This window comes from Kribbella aluminosa (assembly GCF_017876295.1).
In the GTDB taxonomy this organism is placed as follows: domain Bacteria; phylum Actinomycetota; class Actinomycetes; order Propionibacteriales; family Kribbellaceae; genus Kribbella; species Kribbella aluminosa.
The window spans coordinates 544,387-556,505 of sequence record NZ_JAGINT010000002.1 but is presented as its reverse complement, the minus strand read 5'-3'; the positions used below and the strand labels follow the sequence as shown (position 1 = coordinate 556,505).

Here is a 12,119-nt window from a genome sequence, read left to right as displayed (position 1 = left end):
ACCCGACACCGTGCCTCCGCTCTGTCCACACGGTTGTCCACAGTTGTGAACGACTGCCGGGACAGGTTGGTTACCGATTGCGGGGTGTGGGACCTCTGCTGTGAGGGAGTGACGCTAACAAGTCTGACCAGCCACCTACAAGCCGTCATCCACAGGCTATGAACAGGAAATTGGGGGCAACCTGCGGCGTGTCGGGTAGACGCCGGAGCGTAGTCATGGTTCGCGATCGCTCTGTGTCGCCACCCGGTCCGGACAGTGACGAGCCGTCCGGCAACCAGTTACCCACTATGCTGTCCACAAGCCTGTGGAAAACTCTGGGGATACCTGGTTTGACCTGTCCACAGGGAGCCACGTACCGTGGATCGGTCGGTGTTGAGCCGGCCCTTTCGTGCTGCGCTCGCTGCGGAACCCTCGTCTGGTTCTCCGACGGTGTGCAGGACAGGCACCCGGGCAGATCCAATCAGTGGATTTGTCGACAAATTGTGATCTCGAGTAACCGGAGTCATTCCAGTGAGCAAGCGGACGTTCCAGCCGAACAACCGTCGCCGGCACAAGAAGCACGGCTTCCGTCTTCGGATGCGTACCCGTGCGGGTCGCGCCATCATCGCCGCCCGCCGTGGCAAGGGTCGTCAGCGCCTCGCGGCCTGAGCGACCCGTCTGACGGTGTCCACCTCGTGTTGCCCGCGTCGAACCGGCTCGTCCGGTCCGACGACTTCCGTCGCGCCGTCCGGTCCGGACGGCGCGCGGCGCGACGCGCGGTGGTCCTGCATGTGCTGTTCGAGGCCGGTCACACCGGCCCCCCGCGCGTCGGATTCGTTGTGAACAAGGCGGTGGGCAACGCGGTTCAGCGGAACCGGGTCCACCGCCGTCTGCGTGCTGTCATGGCAGCGCGGATCCCGGAGCTGCCGGCCGGCAGTCTGACGGTGGTCCGCGCACTGCCGTCGTCCGCCGCGGCGTCGTACGACGAGCTGGTCGCCGACGTCGACGAGGCGTTCCGTCGATTGTCGAAGTCATGATGCGGTTCAATCCCGTGCGCAGCGGGATCATAGGTTTTCTGAAGCTGTACCGCCTGCTGATCAGCCCGATGTACGGGCAGGTCTGCAGGTTCTACCCAAGTTGTTCGGCGTATGCCCTGGAAGCGGTCGAGCGCCACGGTGCGGTGCGCGGTAGCTGGCTGGCGGTGAGGCGACTTCTCCGCTGCCACCCGTGGAACCCCGGAGGCTACGACCCCGTTCCCCCCAAAGATGTCGACCAGCGCGGAGAGTCTGTCTCCGCCAACCAGCCCGGATCGTCAGCCGACGCCGGGCCTGTGCAGCGAGGTGTGTGAGTGACTCTTCTGGCCATCCCCGGGCTCGCGGTGTGGGACGGGATCGTAGATCTGTTCAACACGGTCATGACGCCGCTGTACTGGGCCGTATCGGCGCTGCTGGTCGGGTGGCACTGGCTGCTCGGCCAGGTGCTCGACCCGAACGGTGGTTGGGCGTGGGCGTTGTCCATCGCCGGCCTGACGATCGTGATCCGGACCATCCTGATCCCGCTGTTCGTCCGGCAGATCCGTTCCAGCCGGAACATGCAGCTGCTGCAGCCGAAGATGAAGGAGTTGCAGAAGAAGTACGGCCATGACCGGGAGAAGCTCGGTCAGGAAACGATGAAGTTGTACAAGGAGACCGGGACCAACCCGTTCTCCTCGTGCCTGCCGCTGATGCTGCAGTCGCCGATCTTCCTGGCGCTGTTCCGGGTGCTCGACTACGCGGCCAAGGGCCAGTGGCACAGCGAGATCATGAAGCCGTACGTCAACTCCCTGCAGCACGCGAAGATCTTCGGTGCGGAGATCTCGCAGACCTTCCTGAAGGCGAGCGGCTCCGGCTCCGGCAACGTCAAGGTTGTCGCGATCGTGCTGATCATCCTGATGACCGCCACGATGTTCACGACGCAGCTGCAGCTGATGCGCAAGAACATGCCGAAGGAGGCCCTCACCGGCCAGGCGGCGCAGATGCAGAAGGTCATGCTCTACGTCTTCCCGATCTTCTTCCTGGTCGGTGGCTTCAACTTCCCGATCGGCGTGCTGATCTACTGGTTCATCTCGAACCTGTGGACGATGGGCCAGCAGTTCTACGTGATCCGCCGCAACCCGGCTCCGGGCACTCCGGCGTACGACGCGATGCAGGCCCGCAAGCGTGAGCACAACCTGCGCCACGGCCGCCCGGCCGACGAGAACGTCCCGGGTACCGCGGGCGCGGCGACTGACACCGAGATGCCCGACCGGCGGCCGGCGCAGCGGCAGCAGCCGAAGCGGCAGTCGCGGAGCGACCGGAAGAGTGGTCCGGGGACGACCGCGTCCAGCAACGGCCAGACGTCCGCTGAGGACGCGGACGCTCCGGCTGTGCAGGACGCGACGCCGAAGCAGGACGCACCCAAGCAGACTCAGGCTGGTGCTGCCAAGAAGCAGCCGGCCGGCAAGAAGGGGTCGGGAGCCAAGCGCCAGCCGGCGGCGAAGTCGGCCGCGCAGAAGAAGGCGGCGCAGAAGCGCTCCGGCGGTTCGCGCTGACACTGCGCGCCGCAATCCCTTTCTTTGACGATCCTGGGTCCCCGTGGGGCGGATCTTGACACTATGAAGGAGTGGCCGTGACCGACGGCATGCAGAACACCGAGACGGCTGACGAGTCCGCCAGCCCGAAGAGCTCCGCGTCGGAGCGCCTGAAGGCACTCGAGGCGGAGAGCGACATCGCGGCCGACTACCTCGAGGAACTTCTCGACATCGCTGATCTGGACGGCGACATCGACATGGACATCGACGGTGACCGGGCCGCGGTCTCGATCGTCGGCGCCGAGCTCAACAACCTGGTCGGTGAGAACGGCAAGGTCCTGGAGGCGCTCCAGGAGCTGACCCGGCTGGCCGTGTACCGGGAGACCGGCGAGCGCTCGCGGCTCATGCTGGACGTGTCGAACTACCGGGCGAACCGGAAGGCTGAGCTCGAAGAGGTCGGCCGCAAGGCGGTCGAAGAGGCCAAGGCGACCGGTACGCCGGTGCGCCTGGACCCGATGACTCCGTTCGAGCGCAAGGTCGTCCACGACGTCGTTGCGGCCGCCGGCCTGACGTCGGAGTCCGAGGGTGAGGAGCCGCGCCGGCGCGTGGTGGTCCAGCCGTGACGACCGTATGACCCTGCAGATGCCGCGCCTCCGGCGCGGCGGGTCATCGGGCTGTTGCTCCCGGCCCTCCCTCGTCGCTCTGGTCGCGTCGCTCCCTCCGCTCCGCAGTCCAGGCCGGGAGGCCCCGTGACCGAGGACGTTTCACGTGAAACGCCGCCGCTCGTGGACAAGCTGTTCCCACGGGCGGCGGTCCGGCTTTCGGCGTACGCCGGGTTGCTGGCGACCGAAGGCACCCTGCGCGGACTGATCGGCCCGCGCGAGGTTCCGCGGCTCTGGGACCGACACCTGCTGAACTGTGCGGTCGTCGAGCGGCTGATCCCGGAGGAGTCTTCGGTGGCCGATGTCGGCACCGGTGCGGGGCTGCCGGGGATCGTGCTCGCGATCGTGCGGCCGGATCTCCAGGTGGACCTGGTTGAGCCGCTGCTCCGGAGAACGACGTTCCTCCAGGAGGCCGTGGACGCGTTGGAGCTCGACAATGCGCGCGTGGTGCGGGCGCGGGCCGAGGATCTGCCGCCGGCGTCGTACGACGTGGTCACCTCCCGGGCGGTCGCTCCGCTGGCCAAGTTGGCGCGCTGGTGCCTGCCGCTCTGTGTCGAGGGCGGCCTGATGCTGGCGATGAAAGGTGCGTCCGCGGAGGAGGAACTGGACGCCTCAGAACGCGAATTGATGAAGCTTGGTGCAGAGGTTTGTCATATTCACCAACTCGGCGGCGATGAACTGGCCCTCCCCACGACTGTGGTGAGTATTGTGGCCGGACGTGCTGCAGGGGGATCCCGGCACGGACGACACGGGAGGTGAGCGGGTTGGTGAGTCGTGCCCTCGGATGGCCCGAGAAGAGCACCGGTGAGCCGAGCCCATCGCAGGGCATCGGCTGGCCGACCGAAGCGGACCGTGCCGTTCGTGTGGTGACTCCGGAGCCCGCTCCCGACACCTCCCCGGCACCGGCGCCCCCGGTCACCACCGAACGCGCGGCCGTCGTGCCTCCGATTGACACTTCGGGACTGCGGGCTGCTGCGGCTGCCGGTCTCGACGTACCAAGTGCTGATGAGACCCGTGCTGTTTCACGTGAAACGCCGGAGATGCGAGATGATGATTCCGGTTCCGAGTCGACGCCACTGGTGGACGCCGAGACGGACCTCTCGGAGTCTCCACCGCCTGTGGATGACCACCGCATGAAACTGCCCCTGCACACGGGAATTCGTCCACAGAAGCCTGTGGACGGAGCTGGGGGTAGACCCGCCCCGACCCCTACAGACATCCTCTTCGGGCCGAGTCCCGCACCTATTGGAATGGGCGCTATGACTGCCGCACAGATCGCCGCGCGGGCCACGACGGACGAGCTTCAGCGACGACTCCTCGAGACTCCGATCGCCGCCGCGACCGAACGGACCCTGCTGGTGAATGAAGGACGCACAATGGGCCGCGAGTTCCCGCTGCCCGCCGAGACCCGAGTGTTCGTCGTCGCCAACCAGAAGGGTGGCGTCGGCAAGACCACCACGACGGTGAACGTCGCGGCCGGCCTCGCGCTGTACGGCGCGAAGATCCTCGTCATCGACCTCGACCCGCAGGGCAACGCGTCGACGGCCCTCGGCATCGAGCACGCCGAAGGTACGCCGGGTGTGTACGAGGCGGTCATCGAGGGCGAGCCGCTGAGCAAGCTGATCCAGCCCTGCGCCGAGCACCCCGGGATCCAGGTGATCCCGGCGACGATCGATCTGGCAGGTGCCGAGATCGAACTCGTCAGCCTGGTGGCCCGCGAGAGCCGGCTGAAGAGCGTGCTCGAGGCCTTCCTGGCCGAGACCGAGACCGCGGGAGAGAAGTACGACTACGTCTTCATCGACTGCCCGCCGTCGCTCGGCCTGCTGACGGTGAACGCGCTGACCGCGGCGCGCGAGGTCCTGGTCCCGATCCAGAGCGAGTACTACGCGCTCGAGGGGCTGTCCCAGCTGCTCCGCCACATCGACATGGTGAAGTCGCACCTGAACCCAGGCCTGGACGTGTCGACGATCCTGCTGACCATGTACGACGCGCGCACGAAGCTGGCCGGCGAGGTCGCGGCCGAAGTACGGGGGCACTTCAAGGACGCCGTACTGCGGACCGCCGTGCCGCGCTCGGTGCGTATCTCGGAGGCTCCGAGCCACGGGCAGACCGTGCTCGCGTACGACCCGGCCTCGGCCGGCGCGCTGTCGTACCTGGAGGCGTCGCGCGAGATCGCCATGCGGAACAACGCCTGAGTACCTTGCGTTGTGTGGCAGCGTTTCACGTGAAACGGACCACGGGGGCCAGAGTGCGAGTGGCGGCACCCGTTGGGCGTTGTGATAGTCCAGCAGTAGCTCAGCAGGATGTCGAACTCGAGGGAGCGCGATGAACACCCGACTCGGACGCGGACTTGGTGCGCTGATCCCCAGCTCGCCGGCCCCTGGCACCACGACCCTCGGCAGCAAGTCGAACTCGATCCCGGGGGCACCCCCGATGTCGACGGCGCCGCAGGCATCGACGGAGCCGGAGCTCGCCGCGGTCCCCGGCGCGTCGTTCGCCGAGATCGACGTCGACAAGATCACGCCGAACCCGAAGCAGCCGCGGTCCGTCTTCGATGAGGACGCGATGGACGAGTTGGTCCACTCGGTCAAGGAGATCGGTCTGCTGCAGCCGATCGTCGTCCGGCGGCTCGAGGACGACAAGTTCGAGCTGGTCATGGGCGAGCGCCGGTGGCGCGCTACCCAGCTGGCCGGGCTGACGACGATCCCCGCGATCGTTCGCGAGACGTCCGACGATGCGATGCTGCGCGACGCACTGCTGGAGAACCTGCACCGTAGCCAGCTGAACCCGCTGGAAGAGGCGGCGGCCTACCAGCAGATGCTCGACGACTTCGGCTGCACGCAGGAAGTCCTCGCGACCCGGATCGGCCGGTCGCGTCCACAGATCTCCAACACGCTGCGGCTGCTGAAACTGCCGGCTTCGGTGCAGCGGCGCGTCGCCGCCGGCGTACTGTCTGCCGGTCACGCGCGGGCGCTGCTCGGCCTTCCGAGTGGGGATGCGATCGAGCGGCTCGCACAGCGCATCGTCGCCGAGGGGCTCTCGGTCCGTACCGTCGAGGAGATCGTTGCGCTCGGCGACATGAACGCCGAGGAGGCCGCTGCTCCGCGGCGCCGCAACAAGCCGGTCGCTCCGCGGCTCGTCGATCTCGCCGATCGGCTGTCGGATCGGTTCGAGACCCGGGTGAAGGTCGACCTCGGTAAGACCAAGGGCAAGATCACGGTCGAGTTCGCATCGCTCGACGATCTGGAGCGGATTGTCACGCTGATGGACCCGAACAAGCAGAACGGGTCCTGACAAGCCCGACACGCCGAGTCAGCGCCCTGATTCTGCGGCGACCGGGCCGGAAATCACAGGGATGTAAGTCGGTCGCGGCGGCTTAGGATGACGCTCAGCGAGATAGTTCGCTGTTCAAACTACAGGGTTATCTCGGCAAAGTGATTTGTCGACAAAGTCATGTTTCACGTGGAACATTGCGAGTCGCCCGGATCAGGTAGGTGGCGGGGAGTGCGGAGGCCGCCGGACCGAGTCCGAGGTAGCTGTCAGGATCCGGAGCTTCCTCGAACCTGGTGAGGGTGAGGCCGGCCTTCAGGAGGGCGGTGATGACATCGCTCGGCGGCCAGATGAAGGCCGTGAAGCTGGGGGCATCCGGATTGTCTCGGGCGCCGGTCGGTCGCTTGGAGTTCTCGACGGCGGCGAGTGGGGTCGTGCGACCGAAGTAGTCGGCAGTGACCTCGAGTTGGCTCGGCCCGCGGACCGCGAGGGTTTCCCAGGCCGGATGATGTTCGGCGATCAGGACCGAGCCGCCGGCAATAAGACGGGCGGCGACCGAGGTGGCGAAGACGTCCAGGTCCGGGAGCCAACAGACCGCGCCCCAGCTCAGGTAGATCAGATCGAAGCCCGTCAGCGACTCGGGTAGCGCCAGCATGTCGGCGCGGACGAAGTCGGCCGAGATCCCTGCTGCCGCTGACTTCTCGATCGCCATCGCGAGCGCGACCTCGGAGATGTCGACGCCGGTGACGGAGGCCCCGAGCCGTGCCCAGGACAGGACTTCGTCGCCACACGAGCAGGCGAGTTGCAGGACCCGGCGGCCACGAACATTGCCCGCCGCGGCGAGCTCCGCTTCCGTGAGGGTGGAGCCACCCGCAGCGAAGTACGACGCGGGCTCGCCAGGGCGGGCATGGTGGATCTGGTTCCAGCTGGCGCGGTTCGACTCCGTGATGTCGTGCAGCATGCAGGCGACGCTAGGGCCGCGCACCGCCGCAGCACAACGGGATTAGCGACCGAGGAGCTCGTGCGACGTCTTGCGCTCGGCGTAGAACGACAGGAACGGGATCGTGCCGGCCAGCGCCATCAGGACGAGCCGCGGGAACGACCACCGCACCCGGCGGAACAGGTCGAAGGTCAGCAGCAGGTACACGACGTACAGGAAGCCGTGCAGCGGGCCGATGACGTTCATGGCGCCCGGGTTGTCGCCGAAGTACTTCAGCGGCATCGCGAGGAACACCAGCAGGAGCAGCATCACGCCCACCACGTACGCGATCACGCGGTACCGGGTCAGCGCGCCGCGGACGGCCGGAGTGATCGGCGGCGCGGAGGTGGCGGGGTCGGCAGAGGAAGTCACGTTGAAACGGTACCGCTTGGCTCCACTGGCGCTTCGCCCCGGTCGCCCTCGGCCGAATCAGCATCGCTGTCGTCGTCGGGGGAGCGGTGGGCGTCCAGCACCATCCGGCCCCACATCCACAGCGTGAATGCGGCGAAGATCCACCACTGGAAGGCGTACGCCACGTTCCGCAGGCCGGCGTGATCGGTCGGCGGCGGAGGCGGTACGACGGCGGCCGGCGCGGGCGACGTACCGGCCGCGGAGGTCTGTACGACGAACGCGTCGTACACCCGGTACTTCACCAGGTGCACGATCGTCGGGATTCGCAGCGACGACAGCACCCGTCCCTTCGCGGCGTCGTCCGACGAGTCCTCGGCCTCCGAGGCGACCACCGCGCCGGTCAGCGTCACCGGGCCACTGGGAGCCTTGACGGCCGGGTCGGACACGGACGGGACCCAGCCGCGGACGATCATCACCGCCTCGGTGTCTGAGAGCTTCAGCGGGGAGACGACCCAGAACCCGTACTTTCCGTCCTGCAGGCGATCCGACATGAACACCTGATCGGCGGAAGGTCCCCAGGTGCCGCTGATCGTGACCTGTCGCCCGACCGCCTTCGAGGGCAGACCGTCGTCGATCGAGAACAGCGACTGCAACGGAACCGGCGCAGCCGCCGCACGCTCCGCCGTCGCGGTCGCGGTCTTCGACCTGTACACGCCGAGCTGCCAGACCCCCATCGCAGTCATCACCGCAGCGATCGCCAGCGCGAGAGCGAGGATCCCGAGCCACCGTGCCTGAACAGCCGTCCGCCAGAGGGGTTGGGGCGCAGGGTCGGACATCAGCGTCAGCGGGCGGCGGCCGTGGCCAGCAGGTCGCGGCAAAGCACACCGAGCTCGATCCCGGCAGCCTCCGCGGCGAGCGGGACGAGCGATGTCTCCGTCATGCCCGGCGCCACGTTGACCTCCAGGAACCACGGAACGCCGGCTGCGTCGACGACCAGGTCCGTCCGCGACAAGTCCCGCAGACCGAGCGCCTGATGCGCCTGGACGGCCGCTGCGGCGCACGCACCGGCTGCCTCCGGATCCAGCCGCGCGGGTACGACGAACTGCGTCGCGCCGGCCGTGTACCGCGCCTCGTAGTCGTAGAACCCGGAGTCCGGGCGGATCTCCACCGCAGGCAGCGCCCGCGGCCCGTCGCCCGTGTCGACGACCGTCACGGCCACCTCGGTGCCATCGACGTACTGCTCGATCAGCGCGACCGGTCCGTACGCGTAGCAGTTCACCATCGCCGAGGGCAGCTCGTCGGCCGACCGCACGATCGAAGCGCCGAGCGCCGAACCACCGCGCGCCGGCTTCACCACCAGCGGCAGCCCGATCTGCTCGACGACGGCCGCCATCAGCGCGGCCGCACCGAGCTCCCGGAACGTGTCGTGCCCGAGAACCACCGACGCCGGAGCGTGCAGCCCCGCATTGCCGACGACTGTCGACGCGACCGGCTTGTCGAACGCCGTACGGCATGCGGCCGCGTCGGCACCGACGTACGGAACGCCGTACAGGTCGAGGACCTGGCGGAGGGCGCCGTCCTCGCCGGTGACGCCGTGCAGGACGGGGAAGACCGCGTCCGGTGGATCCTCGCGCAACCGATCGACGAGGGAGGCATCGACGTCGCGTTGCTCGACCTCGACGCCGACGCTGCGCAGAGCGTCCGCCACGCGGCGGCCGGAGCGCAGCGAGACGTCGCGCTCGTGCGACAGACCGCCGGCCAGAACCAGCACTCGACCCAGATCACTCATCACAAATATCCCGATCACTCGTGGGCGTCTCCGGCGCGGTCGCCGGCCCCGAGGCCCACTGGAACGGTACCCCTACCGCAACACGGACCCCCGGCCACCCGTTGGTCCCTTGCGCAACCTTTGCGGAGGTACCTAAGTCAGCTCCGGCCCCGGAGCGTCGTAGTCGCGCCCGGCGCCCGGGGGCAGCGGGCCGAAGGTCTCCCGGAGCTCGAGCTCCTCGTTGATCACCGCGGCCAGCCTGCCGACACCCTCGGTGATCCGCTCCGGCGTCGGATGACAGTACGACAACCGCATGCACTGGGAGCCGAAACCGTCGGCGAAGAAGGCGGTCCCGGGCACGTACGCGACCCGTGCCGTGACCGCCCGCGGGAGCATCGCCTTCGCGTCCAGCCCTTCCGGCAGGGTCAGCCAGACGTAGAAGCCGCCCCGCGGCCGCGTCCAGGTCGTTGCCGCTGGCATCTTCTCGGTCAGCGCCGCGAGCATCGCGTCCCGGCGCTCGCGGTACATCTCGCGGAACTGTTTCACCTGCCCCATCCAGTCGTGCCGGATCAGGTACGACGAGATGGCGAGCTGACTGAAGGTCGGCGGGCACAGGGTCGCGGACTCCTGTGCCAGCACGAGTTTCTCCCGGACGGCGTGCGGCGCGACCGCCCACCCGACCCGGAACCCGGGCGCGAACGTCTTCGAGAACGAGCCGAGGTAGATGACGCCTTCGCGATCCGCGGCCCGCAACGCCTGCTGCGGCTCACCTTCGAAGCCGAGCAAGCCGTACGGGTTGTCCTCCAGCACCAGCAGTTTCGCCCGCTGGCAGATCTCCAGCACCCGCGCGCGCCGCTCGTCGGACAGCGAGACCCCGGCCGGGTTGTGGAAGTTCGGGATCGTGTAGAAGAACTTGATCCGCTTGCCGGCCGCCCGCACCGACGCGATCGCCTGCTCGAGCGCCTCCGGTACGACGCCGTCGTCGTCCATCGCGACGTGCACGACCTCGCACTGGTACGCACGGAAGACCCCGAGCGCGCCGACGTACGAAGGCGCCTCGCAGATCACGACGTCGCCCGGGTCGCAGAACACCCGCGTCACCAGGTCGACAGCCTGCTGGCTGCCGACGGTGACCACGACGTCGTCGGGGTGCGCCTCGATGCCCTCGAGCCGCATGATGTCGCAGATCTGGTCGCGCAGCGTCGGATCGCCCTGACCGGAGCCGTACTGCATCGCGACGGCGCCGTTGTCGATCACCAGGTCGCGAACCGCGCCGCCGACCACGTCGAGCGGCAGGCCGGCGATGTTCGGCATGCCGCCGGCCAGCGAGACCACCTCGGGCCGGCTGGCGACCGAGAACAGGGCGCGGATCTCCGATGCGGTCATGCCCTTGGTCCGGGCTGCGTACGCCTCGACGTAGTTGTCGAGACGGGTCTGCCGGACATCGGGCACGTCAGCACTCACGAGGGCACTCCAACGGTGATCGAGGGGGAAGTCACCAGGTTACGACGACAGACCTCAGTCGGGGCTGGGGATCGGCGTGACCTCTCACTACCATGCCTTATAGGGGCAGGTTCGACCATGCCGGAATCTGGCTGTTGAGACAGCCGGCGGTGCGGTGCGGCCTGAGAGGTGGAACCGGAAGGATTCAGGATGAGCGTGGGCAGGACAGCCGGCTGGACGCTCGGTGGTCTGCTGCTGGGCGTGCTGGCCGGGTTCGCCGGCGAGCTGTTCAGGCGGCAACCGGCCGCCAAGGTGCAGCAGCGGTACGTCGCCCCGGAGGCGACCCGTACGCCGGACGCGCGGACCCCGTCCGCCGTACCGGAGCCGGCGGCCGAACCAGCGGCGCACTGACGCACCGTGAGCAAACTAACAGCCCGTACCGCTGATCGGATGCGCTGATGGCCCGACGGCTCGAACCGCTGACGCTCGCCAATCTCGACGAGCTACCGGTGCCGTGCCGTGACTGTGTGTTCTGGGAGCTCGACCCGGTCACTGCCCGGCAGGCGGTCCGCAACGGCGACACCGCGCTCGAGAAGGAAGCCTGGCTGTCCCAGTTGCTGCTCGACTGGGGGACCGCCGGGATCGTGCTGTACGTCGACGACGAGCCGGCCGGGTTCGCCGTGTACGCGCCGGCGAAGTACCTGCCGCGGATTCAGGCGTTCCCGACCGCGCCGGTCAGCCCGGACGCCGTCGTACTGGCGACGGGGCGGATCCTGCCGCGGTACCTGGGGCTCGGGCTCGGCAAGATCCTCGTGCAGGCGATCGCGAAGGACGTGCTGAAGCGCGGGTTCCGGGCCGTGGAGGCGTTCGGGGACTCGCGCTGGGACGGGCCGAGCTGCGTGTGGCCGACGGAGTTCCTGCGGGCGGTCGGCTTCGGGGTGGTCCGGGAACATCCGCGCACTCCGCGGCTGAGGCTGGACCTGCGGTCCGCGATCACCTGGCGGAGCGAGATGGAGGCGGCGGTGGAGCGGCTGATGGGCGCGATCCGGCCGGAGAAGTCGCCGTCGGCGCCGGTGACCGTCCGGGATGCGCTCCGGTCAGGCCCGGAGTAGCCCTCAG

At 68.2% G+C, this 12,119-nt stretch carries 14 protein-coding genes and 1 pseudogene; 10 read left to right on the top strand and 5 right to left on the bottom strand.

All coding sequences use genetic code 11. The annotated features are described in order from the left end of the window. Window positions 1-510 precede the first annotated feature (510 nt). From rpmH to JOF29_RS23990, 8 genes and pseudogenes are all read left to right on the top strand, one after another. The gene (gene rpmH / locus JOF29_RS24025) at window positions 511-648 is read left to right on the top strand and encodes a 50S ribosomal protein L34 (RefSeq protein ID WP_130386492.1); all 138 of its coding nucleotides are present in this window, start codon (window positions 511-513) and stop codon (window positions 646-648) included. A gap of 26 nt (window positions 649-674) precedes the next feature. Next, entirely contained in the window at window positions 675-1,016 is a 342-nt protein-coding gene (gene rnpA / locus JOF29_RS24020; RefSeq protein ID WP_209696727.1) for a ribonuclease P protein component, read from the top strand. Continuing rightward, window positions 1,013-1,327 (top strand): membrane protein insertion efficiency factor YidD, encoded by a 315-nt coding sequence (yidD, locus tag JOF29_RS24015; protein WP_307863642.1) that lies wholly within the window; start codon window positions 1,013-1,015, stop codon window positions 1,325-1,327. The genes rnpA and yidD overlap by 4 nt, the downstream gene beginning before the upstream one ends. A gap of 66 nt (window positions 1,328-1,393) precedes the next feature. Next, a pseudogene (gene yidC, locus JOF29_RS24010) lies at window positions 1,394-2,317 on the top strand (membrane protein insertase YidC); the annotation flags it as partial. Window positions 2,318-2,625: 308 nt separating this feature from the next. Next, window positions 2,626-3,150 (top strand): Jag family protein, encoded by a 525-nt coding sequence (locus tag JOF29_RS24005; protein ID WP_425557243.1) that lies wholly within the window; start codon window positions 2,626-2,628, stop codon window positions 3,148-3,150. Window positions 3,151-3,276: 126 nt separating this feature from the next. Beyond that, complete coding sequence (gene rsmG, locus JOF29_RS24000) at window positions 3,277-3,948, top strand: 16S rRNA (guanine(527)-N(7))-methyltransferase RsmG (protein WP_209696725.1); 672 nt, start codon at window positions 3,277-3,279, stop codon at window positions 3,946-3,948. 500 nt (window positions 3,949-4,448) lie between these two features. Next, on the top strand, window positions 4,449-5,384 hold the full coding sequence (locus JOF29_RS23995; RefSeq protein ID WP_209696724.1) for a ParA family protein: 936 nt from the start codon (window positions 4,449-4,451) through the stop codon (window positions 5,382-5,384). Window positions 5,385-5,514: 130 nt separating this feature from the next. Further along, window positions 5,515-6,483, top strand: a complete 969-nt coding sequence (locus JOF29_RS23990) for a ParB/RepB/Spo0J family partition protein (protein ID WP_209696723.1) — start codon at window positions 5,515-5,517, stop codon at window positions 6,481-6,483. Between the two features lie 157 nt (window positions 6,484-6,640). On the opposite strand, the gene JOF29_RS23985 is transcribed toward JOF29_RS23990, so the two are convergent. From JOF29_RS23985 to JOF29_RS23965, 5 genes are all read right to left on the bottom strand, one after another. Continuing rightward, complete coding sequence (locus tag JOF29_RS23985) at window positions 6,641-7,420, bottom strand: class I SAM-dependent methyltransferase (RefSeq protein ID WP_209696722.1); 780 nt, start codon at window positions 7,418-7,420, stop codon at window positions 6,641-6,643. A gap of 42 nt (window positions 7,421-7,462) precedes the next feature. Continuing rightward, window positions 7,463-7,810: a DUF3817 domain-containing protein gene (locus JOF29_RS23980; RefSeq protein ID WP_209696721.1), complete on the bottom strand. Its 348-nt coding sequence runs from the start codon at window positions 7,808-7,810 to the stop codon at window positions 7,463-7,465. Further along, window positions 7,807-8,625 carry an SURF1 family protein gene (locus JOF29_RS23975; protein ID WP_209696720.1) on the bottom strand — a complete coding sequence of 273 codons (819 nt, stop codon included), beginning with the start codon at window positions 8,623-8,625 and terminating at the stop codon, window positions 7,807-7,809. Before JOF29_RS23975 ends, JOF29_RS23980 begins: the two co-directional genes overlap by 4 nt. A 5-nt stretch (window positions 8,626-8,630) precedes the next feature. Further along, a complete protein-coding gene (locus JOF29_RS23970) occupies window positions 8,631-9,578 on the bottom strand; it encodes a D-alanine--D-alanine ligase family protein (protein WP_209696719.1) in 948 nt (315 codons plus the stop codon). Window positions 9,579-9,710: 132 nt separating this feature from the next. After that, window positions 9,711-11,021 (bottom strand): aminotransferase-like domain-containing protein, encoded by a 1,311-nt coding sequence (locus JOF29_RS23965; RefSeq protein ID WP_209696718.1) that lies wholly within the window; start codon window positions 11,019-11,021, stop codon window positions 9,711-9,713. Between the two features lie 189 nt (window positions 11,022-11,210). Here JOF29_RS23965 and JOF29_RS23960 point away from each other — a divergent pair, with 189 nt between their 5' ends. Both JOF29_RS23960 and JOF29_RS23955 read left to right on the top strand, forming a co-directional pair. After that, entirely contained in the window at window positions 11,211-11,411 is a 201-nt protein-coding gene (locus JOF29_RS23960) for a hypothetical protein (RefSeq protein ID WP_209696717.1), read from the top strand. Window positions 11,412-11,458: 47 nt separating this feature from the next. Next, complete coding sequence (locus JOF29_RS23955) at window positions 11,459-12,112, top strand: GNAT family N-acetyltransferase (protein ID WP_209696716.1); 654 nt, start codon at window positions 11,459-11,461, stop codon at window positions 12,110-12,112. Window positions 12,113-12,119 lie beyond the last annotated feature (7 nt).